The sequence below is a fragment of the Paenarthrobacter aromaticivorans genome (assembly GCF_019038615.1).
In the GTDB taxonomy this organism is placed as follows: Bacteria; Actinomycetota; Actinomycetes; order Actinomycetales; family Micrococcaceae; genus Arthrobacter; species Arthrobacter aromaticivorans.
This window is the reverse complement of the sequence record NZ_JAHOPC010000019.1, coordinates 1-16496: the sequence shown is the minus strand read 5'-3', so window position 1 is coordinate 16496 and position 16496 is coordinate 1. Positions and strand designations below refer to the sequence as shown.

The window sequence follows — 16496 nt, the reverse complement described above, 5'->3', positions numbered from 1 at the left end:
AGTAAAGGAGCATCCATTGAATACCCTGATCCGCGCCGTCCGTCCTTGGGGGAACGCGCTCAGCGACGTCACTCTTGTCGCGGGAGAAGCAGGCGGCAAGATCACCGCCGTCGAACCGCATGACCCTGACCGCGTCGTTCCCGAAGGCGCGACCGTTGTGGAAGGCCGCGGACGCTTACTGCTGCCATCGTTCTCCGATGTGCATGTGCACCTGGATTCCACCCGGATCGGCCTGCCATTCCGCGAACACACCGGCGGTCCCGGTGTATGGACCATGATGATGAACGACCGGCAAAACTGGCGCAGTGCCGAGGTGCCGCTGCAGGATCGTGTCAACGACACCCTGGGCCGGATGATCGCCCGTGGTACTACGCGTGTTCGTTCTTATGCTCAGGTGGATGTGGACTGCAGGCTGGAGCGTTTCGAAGCCGTTGCTGCTGCCAAGGAGAAGTTCGCCGGTCAGGCTTGGGTGGATATCATCGCGTTCCCGCAGGCTGGCTTGCTCCTTGAAGACGGGACGGTGGAGCTCATGGAGGAGGCGCTGAAGGCCGGCGCCAACGTCATGGGCGGGATTGACCCTTGCACTTTGGACAGGGATCCGGCGAAACACCTGGACATCGTGTTTGGCTTGGCTGAGAAGTACCAAGTGCCAATCGACATCCACCTCCACGAGCCCGGCGAACTGGGCGTCTTCAGCACGGACCTCGTTCTGGAACGCACGCGGGCGCTCGGCATGCAGGGCAAAGTCACGATGTCCCACGCCTACCAACTGGGCAGCGTCAACGAGGCCACTACGCGCAGGCTCATTGATGCCTTCGCGGAACTTGACGTGTCCATGGCTTCGGTTGCCCCCGCTGCCGCAGGCCAGCTGCCCATCCCGCTCCTCACCGAGGCTGGGGTGCGCTACGGATTGGGCGAGGACGGCCAGCGCGACTACTGGTCCCCCTACGGCAACACGGACATGCTGGACCGCACCTGGCAGCTGGCATTCACCCATGGCTTCCGCAAGGACGAGTTGATCGAGCACTGCCTGGCCATCGCCACTATTGGCGGGGCGAGCATCCTTGACCCCAGCGCTACCCGGCTGAAGGACACCGCCCACCGTCCCGGCGTCGACGTCGGAGATCCGGCCGAACTGCTCCTGGTGGACGGCGAGACGGTAGCTTCCACGGTGATGGACCGGGGCAAGGACCGCACCGTGATCCACGCCGGCAAGGTGGTAGCCGACCAACTGGAACTGCTCTAGCTGCTACGAAACCCGCTCTTGTCCGCGCTCCTGACCGTAGAACGGTCTGAGTGACGGACAAGGGCGGGTCTCGGCGTTAAGCGCTACTCGCCCCTGGCTGTGGGCGCATCGTCCAGCGGCGTCCACCAGGTCACAGGAGGCGTCACCTTGAAACGACGCCCGGACACGTCCGACGGTACAATGCGGATGAACTGGTCCTTCTGCCCCGCTTCCCAAGGAAACAGGAGGAGACCGATGGTATCCAGCACGTCCTGCGTCAGCTTCACTGCGGAAGCTTGCCCCTTGACCACCACGCTCCAGGCCACTCCGGTTTGCGCATCGACACCGTCAGCCTCGATCGCAACAGGAGCGTCACCAAGCGCTGCATGAAGCTTGGTGCCCTCGCCGGTGCGGAAGACCATGGTCCCGTGGTCCACCTTGTAATTCACCGGAAAGATGTCCGGGTGGTTGTCCACCCACACGGCAAGCCGGCCCACGGAAACTCCACGGAGGAGTTCCCAGCATTCGTTGGTCTCCAGGACTTCAGTGGCGGCAGTGTTGTCGCCAGACTTTGAGTTGGTCATATCGCAGAGGATACGCCGGAGCATAGCCCGCCGACAGTCCTCGGCGACCCTCGCGCGCAGCCATAGTTTAGAGCCCGACGACGGCTGGCCGGGTTTCGTCGTCAGCGTTCCTTCGCTGCGGCTCGGGCAACAGCCCCACCGGCTCAACATTCACCACGGGTCCACGTATGGCCAGGAAGCCCGCACCAGCCAGAATCACCGCTTCGGCCGCGAGCGCCCAGAACGTCACTTCCCAGCCTCCGGTCCACGTATGGAGCAGTCCGGCCACCAGTGGACCGAGCGAGGCAAGCGCGAAACCCAGCCCTTGACTCATGGCCGAGAGCTTTCCCGCTGTCTGCGGACCGGAGGAGCGGATCACTACCAAGGCCATCGCCAGGCCGAACCCGGCGCTCTGGACTATTCCCAGGATCCCCACCATGACGAACTGCAGGCCGGCTGGCGCTGCGAGGACTCCCAAGAGTGCAAGGGCCACTGCCAGTCCGAGGCCAGGTGCCATGATCCGCAGAATGGCTGGACGACCGGCCAGCACGGGAGCCAGCAGGCTCGCGGGGAGGCCCGCCAGGCTGAACCACGCCAACAACGCAGCTGCGTCCGCCGATGACAGCCCCTTGGAGACGAGGTAAACGGCCAGCCAGGACGTGATCGCGAAGTAGAGCATGGCCTGCAGTCCAAAGAAAGCCGTCACGGCCCAGGCCGTGCGCTGCTTACGCAGTGGTGCGACTTGCTGCGGCGACGAAACGGCGCCCGCCGCTGACCCGGCTTTGCCAGCAGGGGTGCCTGCCGCCGTCGGCCGTCTTCCGGAGCGTTGGATGAGGCACGCTCCCAACAGTGCCGGGACGGCCCACACCGCCAGTGCCCAGGCGAGGCTCCCACCGAAAGCCTCGGCAAGGGGCTGGACCAGCCCTGCACCGAGCGCAGCTCCGAGTCCAAAGCCCATGGTGCAAAGTCCGGTCCACCAGCCGGAGCCGTGGTTGGCCTTGACGATCTGGGGAACCAGCACGCTGGCCGTCATGATTGCCATGCCGGCAAGGAACGTGCCGGGAAGGAGGAGCGCCGGTACCAGGACCCTGACGATCAACGCCGCAGCGAGTACCAAGAGTGCAAGCGCCACGGCGGGCCCCGTTCCGAGCCGCCGGGCCAGCCACGGCCCGATTGGCCCTGAAACCCCGAAGGCCAGCACCGGCAACGTACCCAAAACAGGCAGCAGAACCGGATCCAGCTGAAAGGCCCCCGGGACCTGGTTCATAACACCGGCAATGGTGGTGATGGCAGGCCGAAGGTTGACGGAAACAAGCACCAAAGCCAACAACACCAGGACGCGGAACGCCCGCCCAGAATTTCCGGAGCCACCACGGCGCTGTTCTTCCACGTCATTCTCCTCATAGTAACTTTGGTATACCAAACAAGACTACGAGGAGCCAGACACAAAGTAAACCCAGCAGACGTGGCGCTTCTTATGCGACCTGAAATGAGTAGGTGACTATTTGGAATACCATCCCGGACGGAGAGCGAGGGCCATGAAAGGGCCGCAGGGCCGGAACGCGGCAGCGCGGACGAGGGGACGAGGGGACGAACGCAAGGGCCGCAGGACCGAAACGCGGCAGCGCGCGTCTAAGGGAGGAACGACCGAGCGCGCAGAGCGTTTCGGTCCTGCGGCCCGCCCCGCGGCCCGCCCTGCAGGCCGCCCCAGCGCAGCCCGCCCAGCCCAGCAAACCTAGATAGCCTTCCCCGGATTCAGAATCCCCGCAGGATCGAACAACTCCTTGATCCGCCGCTGCAGTTCCCGCACAGGCTCAGGCTGCTCCAGTCCCAGCCATCGGAGCTTGTACTGCCCCACGCCGTGCTCGCCGGTTATCGTGCCACCCATATCGAGGCCTACCCGGATCGATTCATCAAGGGCGGCGTTGAGGCGTACCAGGGCGTCGGCGTCCGTGGCGGGGTCCACCCTGTCCATCCAGAACGTGGGGTGGAGGTTTCCGTCTCCGGCGTGGGCCACCACTTTGAGGCGGACTTGGAAGCGGTCAGCCATGGCTTCGAGTTCTGCCACGAAGTCCACCAGCCGGGAGCGTGGAACAGCGATGTCCTCGCCCACCCTGAATTCGTCGTCCATTTCCACGCCGCGGCTGTTGCGGCGTAGTTCGACGAGCATTTCGGCTTCTTCGCTGGCTTCGGTGGTGACGGTGGCTCCGCCTTCGGCGAGTACTTGCCGGACGACATCGGCCTCGGCGGCTGCTCCAAAACCGTCTGTTTGGATCAACAGCAGCGATTTGCCGCGGGTTTGCAGGTCTGAGCCGTTCATCTCATCGAGCTGTGTGAGTGTCCCGTTGTCCAGGAGTTCCATGATGGCTGGCTGGACCCGGGCTTTTCCTACTGCCAACACGCCTGCGGCGGCGCTGCGGAAGTCTTGGTAGAACGCGGCGATGGTGTGGACTTCGCGTGGAAGGTACTTCAGGCGGACCGTCACGCCCACAACGATTCCGAGTGTCCCTTCGGAGCCCACCAGCAGCGCAGTGAGGTCGTATCCGGCAACGCCTTTGAACGTTTGGTGGCCGGTGTGGAGCAGTGAACCGTCGGCCAGCACAACGTCCAGCGCAAGGACGGAATCCCGTGTCACACCGTATTTTGCGCAGCGCAGTCCACCGGCGTTTGTGGCTACGTTGCCACCGATGGTGGACATCTTGTAGCTGGCTGGATCGGGCGCATACATGAGCCCATGCTCGGCAGCTGCGGCATTCAGTTCGGCGTTGATGACGCCAGGTTCGACGACGGCGGTCTCGTCGTCGGGGTTGAGGTCCAGGATGCGGTTCATTCGTTCCAGGCTGAGCACGATGCATCCTTGGGTGGCGTGAGCGCCTCCCGACACACCCGTTCCGGCACCACGCGCGACGATTGGCACCTGGTGGGCGGCGCAACTTCGAACGATGTTTTGAACGTCTTCCACGGATTCGGCCCAAACGACCGCGAGCGGCAGGTGTGGCTCCAGCAGCGGTCCTTGATCTACGGAATAGGCCGTGCGGGTGGCTTCATCTTCGGCGATCTGGCCGGGCCGAAGTCCGGCTGCCAGGCTCGCCAAGAATGCGCGCTGCGTATCACTGTGGCCGGCGACCGTTTGCTGGTCAGCTTCCTGACGGCCGACTGTGCGGCCTTTGATGCTTTCCTCTGTTGTTCCGGCCATAGCCGTTTCGTCCGACAAGGTGGTCCCTTCACATGAGCTCCGCGGACACGCCAAATCGGCAGTCTTCGCAGAGTTTTCAGTGATCCCAGTCTAATCAGCGCCGCCCACCACCGTGGGAACGCAGGTTCCGGGAAGGGACCAGATACCAGCAGAAATGCCGTCTGCGCACAGCAGTACATCGCCGTCATTCCCCCAGCTCGTGGAGATGTTCCCAAAACTGTGCAGGGGTGGCGCGGACAGCGAATGGAGTTGCTGCTTGGAAAGGACGGCGTTATCTACACAGACCCGGGCAGAGTCGCGGACGGCCATGACCAGAACTGCGGAGTCAGCGGTCTCACGCACGAATACCAGGGCGTCCCCCTCGGCGTGGATCCAGCGCAGCCCGCCTTCGGTGAGTGCGGTCAGCCCGCTCCTGAGCCTCCCCAGAGCCGAGTAGAAGGAACGCAAATCCTTGACGGGGTGGCGGCTGGATTTTCCTTCCTGCCAGTCCCATGGCATGGGTGTCCTGGAGTCCTCGCCGTTGAAGCCTTCAAGGCCGAACTCGTCTCCCGCGAACAGCACCGGAACGCCTGGCAGGGTGAAGGTGAGCAGAGCGCCAACTTCCTGGCCGCCGTCGAGCATTACTGTCGTTGCGCGTGCGGTGTCATGTGTGTTGAGGGCATTCATCGTGCTATTTCGCACACCCCAGCTAAATCCCGCAGCGAGGTCCTGATGCGTGGCCAGGAAGGTTTCGGCCTCGATCTTGTTGGGTCCTGCCTGGGGCGAGCCGAAGAAGTTTACGTGCGGTGCATCCCCCGCAAGCCAGGACCACAGTGGCCGGGTGAGGTTGGAGTACGTCATGGCACCGTGCCAGTGCTCACCCGTGAAGTCCGGCGCGGCATCGGAGGTGGACTCGGCCAACAAAGCTGCGTCCGGGTTGATCTCACGAACCCGCTCGGCGATGAGCCGCGCAACCTCGTGATTCAGGTCCACGGCGCCAAGGCGTCCGGTCATATTGCCGACGTCTATCCTCCAGCCGTCCAGGTTGAAGGGCGGTTTGAGCCACCGGGCAACCACCGAATCGTCGTCAGTCACGAAACGCCGCCGGAGGGCCTCCGAAGACCAATTAAGTTTCGGCAGCGACGGCACACCCCACCACGACTCGTACGTCGAATGGTCCTCGCTGAAGTAGTAGTACCCTGCCTCCTCTGAGCCCGGATCGGCGAGAGCCTTCACGAACCAGTCGTGTGCATCGCCAGTGTGATTGGCGGTGAGGTCACCCATCACACGAATGCCCCGGGAATGCGCCGCCTCCACCAGCTCCACCAGCGCTTGGTTCCCGCCAAGGAGTGGGTCCACGGAGTCGAAGGTGGAGGCGTCGTAGCGGTGGTTGGAACGGGCCGGGAAGAATGGCGTCAGGTAGAGAACGTCGATGCCCAGTTCCTGGAGATGGTCCAGTTTCCCCGTGATTCCAGGCAGGTCGCCACCGTAGAACTGAATGGGCGTTTCCCGCCCGGTAGCCACCACTGGTTCTTCCCACGAGCTGCCCACAGCCCAGTCCGGGAGGGGGTGCGCATCCGCCTGGGCAGAGCGGGCGAAGCGATCCGGAAACACCTGGTACATGGTGGCCTGATGCAGCCACTGCGGTGCGGGAGCAAACGTGGTGAGGCGGAAGTCCGCTGCATCAGCAACATCCCGGTTAAAAAGCCCTTGGGCGTTGAGGTTCCAGTAGTGCCGCCCACTTGCGCTGATGCTCTCGATTTCCAGCAGGAACCGGTACTTGGCCACGGGATTGGCCACGAGCATCGCCGTTTCCCACCAGTCCCAGCCATCGATGCTGCCGAGCCGGATCGCAGCGTCGTACCGCGGCTCGCCGTCCTGTACGGAACGGACCCAAACCCGGGACGCGGAACCCCACTCCTGCGGAACCCGTAGACGAAGCCGAACAACCTCGCCCAGTGAAATCCGTCCGGGAGCATGACCCGAAACATAAAGGGCGGATCCGTCGTGATGTGGAACGACAAGCGACATTGTCATCCTTTCACTGAGCCAGCCGTAAGGCCGCTGACGATGTACTTCTGCAGGAAGAGGAACAGAGCCATGACCGGGATAGCCGCGATGACGGCGCCAGCGGCGAAGACGCCCCAATTCTCGGAACGCTGCTGTGCCACGTAGGAATAGAGCCCGACGGCGAGTGTCTGGCTATCAGGATCGGTGAGGACAACGCTGGCGATCACGAATTCACTGGAAATACCGATGAATGCCAGCAGTCCAACAACGGCCAGGATGGGAGTGACCAGGCGCAGGATGATGCCGAAGAAGATCTGGACGTGGCTGGCACCATCGATCTTTGCAGCTTCGTCCAGCGACTGCGGGACCGTGTTGAAAAAGCCGTACATGAGGTACGTGTTCACGCCCAGCGCACCGCCGAGGTACACCATGATGAGCCCCAGTTGGCTGCCAAGGCCCAGGGCGGGGATCACCTGTGAGATACCGCTGAGGAGGAGGAAGATTGCGACGACGGCCAGCAGCTGCGGGAACATCTGCAGCAGGAGCAGGGTCAACAGTCCCACTCGTCGGCCTTTGAAGCGCATGCGGGAGAATGCGTACGCGGCCATCGCCCCCAGGAAGACTGTGGCGGCGGAGGTCACCAGGCCCACCACCAGGGTGTTGAGGAACCAGCGCCCGAAGGGACGGCTCGGATCGCTGAAGAGCGCAGTGAAGTTGCCGGTATCGAACCTGGAGAACAGACCGTTGGAGCCGACCAAGGTGCCGTTGGAGTCCAGCGCCGCCGACAAAACGTAGAGCAGCGGGAACACGGCGAAGATGGTGGTGACGATGCCGACGGCGTGCCGCCAGCCTTTGTCCTTGAACCAAACCCCAAAGGGACGCCGCTTTGGCACCAACGGTGCGGGACCGCCGTCGTGCGCCTGTTCAATGCTGGGGAGGGTGCGTACCTGTGCCTCGCTCATTAGTTCACGTCCTCGAGTGCTTTGGTCTGCTTGAAGCTAATGGCCGAAATCGTGGCCACGATGATGAAGATGATGATGGCGAGCGCGCTGGCCAGTCCGTAGTCGCGCCCTGTGCCTTGGCCGAACGCCACCTTGTAGACCAGCGTGATCAGGATGTCCGTGGCTCCGATATCGCGATCGGTGTCTGCAAAGCGCGGGCCGCCACCGGTCAACATGTAAATGACATTGAAGTTGTTGAAGTTGAACGCAAAGGAGGAGATCAGCAGCGGTGCCACCGAGACCAGGAGCAGCGGCAGCTTGATGGAGCGGAACACTCGCCAAGGGGATGCTCCATCCATGCGGGCAGCCTCATCAATTTCTGTTGGCAAGGATTGGAGTGCCCCGGTGCATACCAGGAACATGTACGGGAATCCGAGCCACACATTGACCACCAGCACGCTGATTTTGGCCAGGACAGGGTCCGTGAGCCAGCCAATATGCGCCCCGCCCAGCAGTGTCTGGTTCAGCCACCCGAACTCGGGGTTGAGGATGCCCGACCACACCAGTCCAGACAGGAATGCCGGGAAGGCGTAGGGCAAAATCATCAGGATCCGGTAAACCTTTTTGCCGCGGAGATCCTCACGGTTGAAAGTGATGGCCAGGAACAGCCCCAGGGCGAACGTCAAGGCAACAGAGGCTACCGAGAAAGTGAACGTCCAAAGGATGACGCCCAGCAGTGGGCCGCGGAGGCTCGGATCGGTGAAGGCCCGGGCGAAGTTCTCCATGCCGACGTCGATCTTCCAGCCGGTGGCCAACGTCTCTCCGTTAGCGTCCGCAAAGGCGCCCTTGCCGTTGTCGCGGTAGGCCGTGCCGGTCTCGCTGTCAGTGAACGTATCGGTGGCGGTGTCGTAGCGCAGCGCCGGCTTGAACTGGTAGGCCGTGCTGCCATCGGCGGTGCGCAGGGTTCCATCAGCGGGGTTCTCTGAGACGGGAACGGTAATCTTCAGAATTTCCTGCTGGTTGGCCACGATCTCCTGGAACTTCAGTGTTTCGTAGCCAGGAAGGGAGTTGGCCTTGCCAGTGGAATCCTTTCCCGCCCCTGACACCTCAGTGAGTGGCTCATCGGTGCTGCCTATTTGGGCTTTGCCGGAGGGGTCTGTAAACAACAGGTAGAACGTATCGCCCTTGGTCAGCACGGCCGCCTTGTATGTAGGCGAATCCGGGACGCGCTTCTGGGCGGTCAGCTGGATGGCCGCGATGGCGTCTTCCTTGGTGCTGTTATGCCCGTCGCCATAGTTGGTGAAGGCGATATAACCGCTGAAGAACACCACCAGGACCTGGAATACCAGCAGGAACAGCACACCCGGAGCCAGATACTTCGCCGGAAGCCCACCCCTGCGCAAATAGATCCAGTTAATCGCCAGCACCACCAGCGAGGAGACGGCGAGCGCGGCCCATGATTGGCTCAGGAACAGCATCATCAGCACGTACACGGCAAAGGCATCCACCAAGCCCAACAGGACGATCTTGAGGATGGTGCCCTTGATGGAGTCGGGGCCCCGGCGGCCGTTCCGGATAGTCCGGTGGGCCGCGTCCTGGTGGGCAACCTTCGGGTGGGCAGTACCGCGAGGCGGCTGCACCAGCGTCGTACTGGCTGGGCTGGCTGGCGGTTCGTGGAGATCTGGCTTTGGCATTTTGGATCCTTGGACTAAAGCAGTTTGCGGCTGGCACGGGCCGGACGGTGGTCCCGGGGCCGGGCGGCGGGCACCGTCCGGCCCCGGGCAGACCGGTGGAATCACCGGTTGAGGCGTCAGCCGCCGATCTTGGACTTGATGCTCGCGGCCATCTTGGCCCACGCTTCAGCGGGATCGCCCTGGCCCTTGATGATGGCCAGTTCCGTGGCGCCCCAGTCAGCCCAGACGGCGCTCATTTCGGGGATAGCCGGCATGGGCACGCCGGTGGCTCCGATCTTGCCGAAGGCCTCCACTACGGGATCGCTGGCTGCCTTCTCAAAGGATGCCTTGAGTGCCGGAGGACGACCGCCTGCCGCGTACATGGAGTCCTGGGCGGACTCTGAGGTGAGGTAGTTGGTGACGAATTCATTGGTGGCCAGGGCGTTGGCGCTCTTAGCGCTGATGAAGAAGCCGTTGACGCCGATGAAGGGCTGCGCAGCCTCGCCACCGGCCGTGGGCAGCTCATCAACTGCGAACTTAATGCCCTTCTTCTGAACATCCGGCACGTTCCACGGGCCCGTCAGGAAGTACGGCGATTCTCCGGCAAGGAATTTCTCCTTGGCGATGTCGCCGGTGATGTTGGAGTTGATGATTTTCTCGCCGGCATCGCCCCAGGCGGCCAGCTTCTTGGCGAATTCCACGCCGGCAGCGTCACCAATGAGCAACTGCTTGGCATCGTAACCGCCGTCGGCGTTCTTACCGAAAACCTGCGAACCCATGGATGACTGCAGCGGGTACAGGTGGTACGGATCGCCCTGTTTGGGATCCATTCCCACCAGGAACGGGAAGGTGGCTTTGCCCTCTGCAACGGCCTTCTTGCCGTTGGCCACTACCTCATCCAGAGTGCTCGCCTTGCTGTCCACGATGCTGGTGTTGCGCAGCAGGGCAATATTCTCGATCGCGTACGGTACGCCATAGACGGCGCCGTTGTAGGTCATGGCCTTGATGGAGGAATCCTGGAACTGGCTGGCTTTGTCGCCTAGTTCCACCGGTGCGATCACACCGTTTTGAACAAACTTTCCAATCCAGTCGTGCGGTCCAACGATCAGATCGGGGCCTTGGCCGGTTGGAACCTGCGTGATGAAGTCATCGCGGACGGCAGCGAAGTCCTTCACTACGAGCTTGACTTCGATGCCGGTGTCGGACTTGAACTTTTCGGTGATGTCCTTCAACGCGGGCGATCGTTCGGCGTCTACCCACATGGTGATGGTGCCGGCGCCGGCTGCCTTGAGGTCCTGCTTGGCGGCTTCCGAACTGGGAGCGGTGGAGGCGCTGCCGCCACAGGCGCTCAGGGCCAGGGCTGCGACCACGGAGATCGCGCCGGTAGCGAAAACGCGGCGGGTGGTCTGAGTCGCGAGGGTGTTGTGCACCTTCATTGGTGTCCCTTTCCTTATGTGCTTCGACGGCGGGGCTCTATGCCCAGAGGCAACGTCGGTGATGTGGCTCACAACTGCAAGCGCTTCCAAACAGTACATGCTGAAACGATGATTGGTAAACCCCGATACTCCACAGAGCTGTCATGGAAGGGTCATTTTGACTGAAAGCGTTTCCAATCTGATGCCTGGTCTCCTACGATGTGTTCATGTCTGTTGATTCATTGCTCCCAGTTGAGGCGTCCGCGCCCGCTGCAGCTTTCGCTAGATTGACGCCCGTCCACGAGGCCTCCGCAGCTCACGGATGGTGGCGCTCCGCAGTCATTTACCAGATTTATCCGCGGTCCTTCCGGGACCTCAATGGCGACGGAATCGGTGACCTCGCCGGTATCACCCACGAACTCTCCCACCTCGCCGAACTGGGCGTGGATGCCGTCTGGCTCTCGCCGTTCTATCGCTCACCCCAGCGGGACGCAGGCTATGACGTGAGCGACTACTGCGATGTCGATCCGCTGTTCGGAAGCCTCGCGGACTTCGACGCCCTGATCTACGAAGCCAACCGCCTGCACCTGCGGGTCATTGCAGATCTTGTGCCCAACCACTGCTCCGACCAACACGCCGCCTTCCAAGCGGCACTCGCGGCTCCGGCCAACAGCCGCGAGCGGGACATGTTTATCTTCCGGGACGGCCAAGGACCTGACGGAAACGAACCTCCCAACAACTGGCAGTCCCACTTTGGCGGCCCGGCCTGGACCCGCATCACGGAACCGAATGGCCAGCCCGGACAGTGGTACCTGCACCTCTTTGATTCCTCTCAGCCTGATTTCAACTGGGACAACCGTGCCGTGCACGCCGAGTTTGAGCGGGTCCTCCGCTTCTGGCTGGATCGCGGAATTTCCGGTTTCAGGGTTGACGTGGCCCACGCGCTCGTTAAGGCCGCCGGCCTGCCCAACTGGGGTGGACGCGCGGATGGCAACAGCTCCGATGGCTACCCCGGCCACGAGGCCCCTATGTTCGGCCAGCCCGCTTTGCACGATATCTACCGGCGCTGGCGCTCCATCCTGGAGGAATATGGCCCCGATCGGATCCTCTGCGCCGAAGCCAACGTCGATCCCCTTCCCCGGCTGGCACAGTGGGTCCGGCCCGACGAGATGCATCAGGCCTTCAATTTCCCGTACCTGCACGCCGGCCTGGACGTGAACCGACTGCGCCACATCATCACCGACTCGCTGGTCTCCCTGGACTCGGTTGGCGCGCCCAGCACATGGGTGCTGTCCAACCACGACGTCGTGCGGCACGCCTCACGCTTCGGTTACGAGGGACCAGGTCCCCGCGATGGCGACGGTATCGGTCCCGACGACGTACAACCCAATGAAGCACTCGGACGACGTCGGGCTGCCGCGGCCACCATGTTCATGCTTGGCCTCCCCGGTGGTGCCTACCTGTACCAAGGGGAAGAGCTTGGGCTGCCTGACTCCACAAGCATTCCCGGGAGCATGCGCCAGGACCCCACCTTCGCCCGGACCGGCGGAGAAAGAATAGGCCGCGACGGCTGCCGCGTGCCGCTGCCATGGCGTTCTTCGGAGTTGCATGCGGGTTTCGGAGATGGCCAGGATCCCTGGCTGCCGCAGCCAGAGTCCTGGGCCGCATTGGCGAGGGACAAGCAGCAGGCGGATCCGGCGTCGCACCTTAATCTTTACCGTGAGATGCTTGCCCAACGCGCCGAGCGTCGGCTGGGCCAGGGTTCCCTGGCATGGGTGGAGGACTACTGCACCGAATCCTCGCTCGCCTACGTCAACGGCGACACCTTGGTGATCATGAACGTGGGTAACCAGCCCCTGCCGCTTTCCGACGGCAACGTCATCCTTCGCAGTTCGGCGGCAGGCGTCGCCCATTCCATGGACTCCGATCTGCAGGGCACGGATCTACTAAGCTCGGGGGAGAGCATCTGGCTCACAACCAGCTAACTTTCCCACCGAGGAGCAGCATGACCGGCATCAAGGACGTAGCCGAGCGATCGGGACTCTCCGTTGCCACGGTTTCACGCGCGCTCAGTGGCAAGGGCAACGTCTCCCCCGCCAGCCGGGAACGGGCACGTGCCGCCGCAGCCGAGCTTGGCTTCGTGCTCTCCTATCACGCCTCGAGTCTGGCCTCTGGCCGTACGCACAACGTTGGCCTGGTGGTGCCCTCGGTCCACCGCTGGTTCTATTCAGCGGTGATCGAGGGTGCCTCCGCTGCGCTCCTGAGTGCCGGATACGACCTCACGCTCTACAACATCGGCGAAGACCCGCAACACCGGCACAGCGTGTTCAACGACTTCCTGCTGCGCAAGCGCGTGGACGCGGTCATTGCAGTCTCCTTGGAGCTCAGCGAGGACGAGATGCAGCAGCTCCTTGCAGTCCATCGGCCCATCGTCGGCATCGGCGGCCCCCTTCCGGGGGCGTCGACCATCAGGATCGACGATTCCGCGATCGCACAGCAAGCCACAAACCACCTGATCGGCCTGGGTCATACCAAGATCGCCCACATGACCGGCGAAGAAGCATACGATCAGGACTTCCAGCTTCCCGGGACACGTCGCGGTGGTTTCGAGAAAGCAATGAACGACGCCGACTGCCAGGTTCGGCCCGAATGGATCGCTTCCGCTGACTTCACTATCGAAGGCGCTTACGCCGCTGCCCGACATTTGCTGGGAGGCGCACCAGAGCGACCAACGGCAGTCTTTGCTGCATCAGATGAGATGGCCATCGGCACCATTCTTGCTGCGCGTGACTTCGGCCTGCGAATTCCAGAGGACCTCTCGGTCATCGGCATCGACGGACACGACCTCGGGAAGGTCATGGGCCTCACCACCATCGACCAGGACGCAAAGGGGCAAGGAGCACTGGCCGTGCGCACTTTGCTGGGCGCCATCAACAATGGCCTGGACCTTGTACCTGCCGATACTGAACACCCCACCAAGCTCGTGGTTCGTTCGAGCACGGCCGTGCCCAGGAGCGACGCCGCCTAGGCTGGCGCCCGCCCCGGGGCTACCGCCCAAAACTTCGGCTACTGCTTCAAGACCTTTTCCATGACCAGTTCCTGCTTGGACGTGTCCTGGGGATACGGCCGGCTGTCCCCTGTGGTGCTGAAACCGTGCCGCCGGTAGAAAGCCAACGCCCTCGTATTGTCCTCGTGGACGCCCAACTCCAAGAGCTCGGCACCCAGATCGATCCGGGCAGCCTCGCAGGCCTGGTGAAGGAGCTCATCCGCCAATCCCAAACCTCGATGTTCGGGGGCAACATAGACACTTATCAGCATGGCTTGAAGTGGCTTCTTCGGGTCTTGAGGATGCTTCAGGACAACCCTCATCAGCCCACAGAACGGGCTTCCATCCACGCCACCGTCAGCCACCAACGTCACGCTGGAATCGCCGGCCATAGCTGCAGTCCGTTCCTGCCATTGCGGGTCCGTTTGCCGCCGCGCCGCCTCCAGGCTTTCGACATAAGCCATAGGCGTATCCGTTAGCATTTCCAGCCGGACTTTCCTCAGGAGAGACCAATCTTCAGCACGAAGTCTCCTGACTCTAGGCAACGGTCCCGCCCATGAACCGTACATAGCGTTCCAGGACGCGAGGCCACCCTTCCGCATACGATGCCCGGCTGGCTGCAGGATCCTCAGCACCTTCCCAACCGTCGTGAACCAACCGTACCTCCGTGCCACCATCCACCGCCCTGAACGAGACCCTCAATTCCGTGGACCAGAGGGGCGTGCTCGCCGGATACCAGCTTGCATGGAAGGACAGCGGCGGCTGCCAGTCATCGATGGTTCCCCACACCGAGGTGCGTCCGTCCTCGGCCGTCTCCAGGATCAGGTTCTCCTCGAATTCCACGTGTGATCCCGCGCCGAACACACTCTCCTCTTCGAGGGGCCACCACAGATGAGGATGGTCCGTAAACCCCAAGAAGGCATGTGAAACGCTGGCTGGCACCACCACTGTCACCACCAGGGGTTCAAGATCGTTGGTGTCCTGTGACGAGGGCTCAGGCTCCGGCTCGGGATGACTGAAAATACTGTCCATGACCACCAACTCTACCGGTGCCGAAACGCACAATCCCCCGGCAACCATGTCCACTCCGGATGCTGGAGGATGGCTTGGTTGCGCAGCCCGTAAGCGCGGTGTTAGAGTCCCGTTGATCGTGATCTATCAACAGGAGGTGAGACCCATGAACGCAGTATCCGAAATGGGTGCTCCCCCGCAGGACACGATCTCGCGACTCAGCTAGTCGCCAACGGGAGCGCCACAGAGGCAATTCGCGAAAGGCGACTCCCATGAACACAACACCTTTTTCAACCCAGGAAAATCCTGCCACTGTTCCTAAGCAAACAGCCGGAAAAGCCCTTGTGCTTGGTGGCGGTGGATCCACGGGCAATGCATGGCTGATCGGCGTGATCGCCGGAATGTTCGATGCCGGAATGGATGTGACCACAGCCGACCTGACTGTCGGCACATCGGCTGGCTCCACCGCCGCGGCACAGATAGCTGGCGCGAGCCCTTCAGAACTGTACGCAGCTATCCTTGCGGCACCACCCCAGCCACAACAACAACGGTCGCCGGAAGCCACTGCAACGCGCTCCGGTCCAGCGCAGTCTGGTCCATCGCAGTCCGGTCCAGCCCGGCACGTGTTGGACCATTTGGAAAGAACACGAAAAATCATTGAGGCCTCTACGGATCCTGCCGATATGCGCCGAAGGATGGGCGCTGCAGCGCTTGAGTCGGCTGCCAGTGCGGACGAATCAAGGCAAAGCCAGTGGCGTGCAACCGTCGCCGCCCGACTCCCAACTTTGCAGTGGCCGCAACGAACCGTACTCATCACTGCAGTGGATGCCAGGACGGGTCAGCCCGTCCAGTTCGACAGTCACAGCGGCGTAGAACTGGCGGATGCCGTAGCGGCCAGCTGCTCCAGTGGGTTCGCCTACAGCATCGGTGACGGCCGATACATTGACGGCGGGTATCGAGCCAACGCCCAGAATGCGGATCTTGCAGCGGGATACGCCCGCGTGCTGGTGCTCTCACCCTTTGGGGGGAGAACACGGACTCCGCTGGAGTGGGGCATGGACCTCGCCACACAGGTCGACGAATTACGCGCCGGCGGCAGCCGGGTCGAAACGATCTTCCCGGAGAGCAGGGCCGAGCACATGTTCGGGGCCAATGCGATGGATGCGTCGATGCGTCCGGCGGCTGCCCAGGCCGGTTACGAGCAAGGCCGCGCCCTTGCGGAGCAACTCGATGGGTTCTGGAACAGCTAAATGCGCGTTAAATGAGGCGAGCCCCGGCTGTGGTGGTCGGGGCTTGCTTTGTGTTGGGTGTGTCGTTTAAATGTGGGAGACCCCCCGACCCGGTGTGGGTTGGGGGGTCTCGACCTAATGTGTGTCCGGCGGTGTCCTACTCTCCCACACCCTCCCGGGTGCAGTACCATCGGCGCTGTGGGTCTTA

The 16496-nt window shown here is 62.6% G+C and carries 14 protein-coding genes; 5 read left to right on the top strand and 9 right to left on the bottom strand.

Annotation, left to right across the window (positions count from 1 at the left end; all coding sequences use genetic code 11):
- Nucleotides 1–16 precede the first annotated feature (16 nt).
- A complete protein-coding gene (locus KSW38_RS21255; protein ID WP_216926946.1) occupies nucleotides 17–1246 on the top strand; it encodes an amidohydrolase family protein in 1230 nt (409 codons plus the stop codon).
- Between the two features lie 83 nt (nucleotides 1247–1329).
- Here the strand turns inward: KSW38_RS21255 and KSW38_RS21250 are convergent, their stop codons facing one another.
- From KSW38_RS21250 to KSW38_RS21220, 7 genes are all read right to left on the bottom strand, one after another.
- Entirely contained in the window at nucleotides 1330–1833 is a 504-nt protein-coding gene (locus KSW38_RS21250; RefSeq protein WP_216926945.1) for a pyridoxamine 5'-phosphate oxidase family protein, read from the bottom strand.
- Nucleotides 1834–1876: 43 nt separating this feature from the next.
- Nucleotides 1877–3178, bottom strand: coding sequence for an MFS transporter (locus KSW38_RS21245; protein ID WP_216926944.1), 1302 nt, complete (start codon nucleotides 3176–3178; stop codon nucleotides 1877–1879).
- A gap of 345 nt (nucleotides 3179–3523) precedes the next feature.
- Complete coding sequence (locus KSW38_RS21240; RefSeq protein WP_216926991.1) at nucleotides 3524–4984, bottom strand: FAD-binding oxidoreductase; 1461 nt, start codon at nucleotides 4982–4984, stop codon at nucleotides 3524–3526.
- A 90-nt stretch (nucleotides 4985–5074) separates the two neighbouring features.
- Nucleotides 5075–6994 carry a glycoside hydrolase family 13 protein gene (locus KSW38_RS21235; RefSeq protein ID WP_216926943.1) on the bottom strand — a complete coding sequence of 640 codons (1920 nt, stop codon included), beginning with the start codon at nucleotides 6992–6994 and terminating at the stop codon, nucleotides 5075–5077.
- Nucleotides 6995–6996: 2 nt separating this feature from the next.
- Nucleotides 6997–7935: a sugar ABC transporter permease gene (locus KSW38_RS21230; protein ID WP_216926942.1), complete on the bottom strand. Its 939-nt coding sequence runs from the start codon at nucleotides 7933–7935 to the stop codon at nucleotides 6997–6999.
- Nucleotides 7935–9608, bottom strand: coding sequence for an ABC transporter permease subunit (locus tag KSW38_RS21225; protein WP_216926941.1), 1674 nt, complete (start codon nucleotides 9606–9608; stop codon nucleotides 7935–7937). Before KSW38_RS21225 ends, KSW38_RS21230 begins: the two co-directional genes overlap by 1 nt.
- Before the next feature lie 116 nt (nucleotides 9609–9724).
- Nucleotides 9725–11023, bottom strand: coding sequence for a sugar ABC transporter substrate-binding protein (locus KSW38_RS21220; RefSeq protein ID WP_216926940.1), 1299 nt, complete (start codon nucleotides 11021–11023; stop codon nucleotides 9725–9727).
- A gap of 206 nt (nucleotides 11024–11229) precedes the next feature.
- On the opposite strand from KSW38_RS21220, the gene KSW38_RS21215 reads away from it, so the two are divergent.
- Nucleotides 11230–12987 carry a glycoside hydrolase family 13 protein gene (locus tag KSW38_RS21215; protein ID WP_216926939.1) on the top strand — a complete coding sequence of 586 codons (1758 nt, stop codon included), beginning with the start codon at nucleotides 11230–11232 and terminating at the stop codon, nucleotides 12985–12987.
- A gap of 20 nt (nucleotides 12988–13007) precedes the next feature.
- Nucleotides 13008–14030 (top strand): LacI family DNA-binding transcriptional regulator, encoded by a 1023-nt coding sequence (locus KSW38_RS21210; RefSeq protein WP_216926938.1) that lies wholly within the window; start codon nucleotides 13008–13010, stop codon nucleotides 14028–14030.
- Between the two features lie 38 nt (nucleotides 14031–14068).
- Here the strand turns inward: KSW38_RS21210 and KSW38_RS21205 are convergent, their stop codons facing one another.
- Nucleotides 14069–14617, bottom strand: coding sequence for a GNAT family N-acetyltransferase (locus KSW38_RS21205; protein ID WP_346433258.1), 549 nt, complete (start codon nucleotides 14615–14617; stop codon nucleotides 14069–14071).
- Nucleotides 14586–15080 (bottom strand): SRPBCC domain-containing protein, encoded by a 495-nt coding sequence (locus KSW38_RS21200; protein WP_216926936.1) that lies wholly within the window; start codon nucleotides 15078–15080, stop codon nucleotides 14586–14588. The genes KSW38_RS21205 and KSW38_RS21200 overlap by 32 nt, the downstream gene beginning before the upstream one ends.
- Between KSW38_RS21200 and KSW38_RS21195 the strand changes: the two genes are divergently transcribed.
- Nucleotides 15079–15285, top strand: a complete 207-nt coding sequence (locus KSW38_RS21195; protein WP_216926935.1) for a hypothetical protein — start codon at nucleotides 15079–15081, stop codon at nucleotides 15283–15285. The two genes, KSW38_RS21200 and KSW38_RS21195, sit on opposite strands and share 2 nt — an antisense overlap.
- Nucleotides 15286–15331: 46 nt before the next feature.
- Nucleotides 15332–16309 carry a patatin-like phospholipase family protein gene (locus KSW38_RS21190; RefSeq protein ID WP_216926934.1) on the top strand — a complete coding sequence of 326 codons (978 nt, stop codon included), beginning with the start codon at nucleotides 15332–15334 and terminating at the stop codon, nucleotides 16307–16309.
- Nucleotides 16310–16496 lie beyond the last annotated feature (187 nt).